The following is a 576-nucleotide window of genomic DNA, read 5'->3' as shown; positions in this document are numbered from 1 at the left end:
TTTTCCGCTAGCGCCGGCGTGGCGCCAAGGCCCAACGCCAGGGCCATTGCCGCGAATTTGACACCAAAATGTTTCATCTGAAGTCCCCGTTCCGAAATTGAAAATGAGTGCTCAGACAGCAAATTGAACAATGCAAAGCTGTCGCGACCGGGACTATCTCTAGGGTTGCAATGTGAAAGTTTGATCGAACTGATGCGAAACTATTGTGACAATGCACAGCTGCCTAACACTCATCAAAATCTGTGCTGTTTAGCGCTGGTCTCCGCCACATTCCCATGTTTCGATGTTCCCTGAGACAAGTTGAGGAGGACCTCTATGCACTATGAACTCTACTACTGGGACGGATTGCAGGGGCGCGGCGAATTCGTGCGATTGGCCCTCGAAGAGGCTGGGGCTGAATATATCGACGTTGCCCGCCGATCGGATGGCACTGCAGCCATGATGAAGCTGCTAAACAGCAAATCCGCGCCATACATTCCCTTTGCGCCACCGTTCTTGAAGGATGGTGATCTGATCGTATCGCATGTCGCCAATATACTGTTTTACCTCGGACCGAAGCTCGACCTTGCACCAGAG

At 51.9% G+C, this 576-nt stretch carries 1 pseudogene; it reads left to right on the top strand.

Annotated elements, in window-relative coordinates:
• Positions 1-315: 315 nt before the first annotated feature.
• A pseudogene (locus ACXJ5O_RS29310) lies at positions 316-576 on the top strand (glutathione S-transferase); the annotation flags it as partial.

The sequence above is a fragment of the Phyllobacterium sp. P5_D12 genome, from assembly GCF_054049495.1.
This window is presented reverse-complemented; position numbering and strand designations above follow the sequence as displayed.